The following is a 2215-nucleotide window of genomic DNA, read 5'->3' on the forward strand; positions in this document are numbered from 1 at the left end:
TCATCTTCGGGGGTAGAGCACTGTTTCGGCTAGGGGGTCATCCCGACTTACCAACCCGATGCAAACTACGAATACCGAAGAATGTTATCACGGGAGACACACGGCGGGTGCTAACGTCCGTCGTGAAGAGGGAAACAACCCAGACCGCCAGCTAAGGTCCCAAAGTCACAGTTAAGTGGGAAACGATGTGGGAAGGCTCAGACAGCCAGGATGTTGGCTTAGAAGCAGCCATCATTTAAAGAAAGCGTAATAGCTCACTGGTCGAGTCGGCCTGCGCGGAAGATGTAACGGGGCTAAACTGTGCACCGAAGCTGCGGCAGCGACACTATGTGTTGTTGGGTAGGGGAGCGTTCTGTAAGCCTGCGAAGGTGTCTCGTGAGGGATGCTGGAGGTATCAGAAGTGCGAATGCTGACATAAGTAACGATAATGCGGGTGAAAAACCCGCACGCCGGAAGACCAAGGGTTCCTGTCCAACGTTAATCGGGGCAGGGTGAGTCGACCCCTAAGGCGAGGCCGAAAGGCGTAGTCGATGGGAAACAGGTTAATATTCCTGTACTTGGTGTTACTGCGAAGGGGGGACGGAGAAGGCTATGTTAGCCGGGCGACGGTTGTCCCGGTTTAAGCATGTAGGCGGGAAGTTTAGGTAAATCCGGACTTCTTTTAACGCTGAGGTGTGATGACGAGGCACTACGGTGCTGAAGTAACAAATGCCCTGCTTCCAGGAAAAGCCTCTAAGCATCAGGTAACATCAAATCGTACCCCAAACCGACACAGGTGGTCAGGTAGAGAATACCAAGGCGCTTGAGAGAACTCGGGTGAAGGAACTAGGCAAAATGGTGCCGTAACTTCGGGAGAAGGCACGCTGATACGTAGGTGAAGTGGTTTACCCATGGAGCTGAAATCAGTCGAAGATACCAGCTGGCTGCAACTGTTTATTAAAAACACAGCACTGTGCAAACACGAAAGTGGACGTATACGGTGTGACGCCTGCCCGGTGCCGGAAGGTTAATTGATGGGGTTAGCGGCAACGCGAAGCTCTTGATCGAAGCCCCGGTAAACGGCGGCCGTAACTATAACGGTCCTAAGGTAGCGAAATTCCTTGTCGGGTAAGTTCCGACCTGCACGAATGGCGTAATGATGGCCAGGCTGTCTCCACCCGAGACTCAGTGAAATTGAACTCGCTGTGAAGATGCAGTGTACCCGCGGCAAGACGGAAAGACCCCGTGAACCTTTACTATAGCTTGACACTGAACACTGGTCCTTGATGTGTAGGATAGGTGGGAGGCTTTGAAGTGTGGACGCCAGTTCGCATGGAGCCAACCTTGAAATACCACCCTTTAATGGCTGGTGTTCTAACGTAGACCCGTAATCCGGGTTGCGGACAGTGTCTGGTGGGTAGTTTGACTGGGGCGGTCTCCTCCTAAAGAGTAACGGAGGAGCACGAAGGTTAGCTAATCCTGGTCGGACATCAGGAGGTTAGTGCAAAGGCATAAGCTAGCTTGACTGCGAGAGTGACGGCTCGAGCAGGTGCGAAAGCAGGTCTTAGTGATCCGGTGGTTCTGTATGGAAGGGCCATCGCTCAACGGATAAAAGGTACTCCGGGGATAACAGGCTGATACCGCCCAAGAGTTCATATCGACGGCGGTGTTTGGCACCTCGATGTCGGCTCATCACATCCTGGGGCTGAAGTAGGTCCCAAGGGTATGGCTGTTCGCCATTTAAAGTGGTACGCGAGCTGGGTTTAGAACGTCGTGAGACAGTTCGGTCCCTATCTGCCGTGGGCGCTGGAGAATTGAGGGGGGCTGCTCCTAGTACGAGAGGACCGGAGTGGACGCATCACTGGTGTTCGGGTTGTCATGCCAATGGCATTGCCCGGTAGCTAAATGCGGAAAAGATAAGTGCTGAAAGCATCTAAGCACGAAACTTGCCCCAAGATGAGTTCTCCCTGACTCCTTGAGAGTCCTGAAGGAACGTTGAAGACGACGACGTTGATAGGCTGGGTGTGTAAGTGTAGCGATACATTGAGCTAACCAGTACTAATGAACCGTGAGGCTTAACCTTACAACGCCGAAGATGTTTTGGCGAAAGAAAGACATTGATTATCAGCTTGATTACAGATTACATCAGAACGCCCAAAGCGGTCTGATAACAGAATTTGCCTGGCGGCTGTAGCGCGGTGGTCCCACCTGACCCCATGCCGAACTCAGAAGTGAA

1 rRNA gene is annotated in these 2215 nt (G+C 52.6%); it reads left to right on the forward strand.

The features are described 5' to 3' along the window. Positions 1–2062 (forward strand): 23S ribosomal RNA (locus tag V6944_RS23250); the annotation flags it as partial. Positions 2063–2215: the final 153 nt, after the last annotated feature.

It is taken from the genome of Kluyvera sp. CHPC 1.2972 (genome assembly GCF_036759925.1).
In the GTDB taxonomy this organism is placed as follows: domain Bacteria; phylum Pseudomonadota; class Gammaproteobacteria; order Enterobacterales; family Enterobacteriaceae; genus Kluyvera.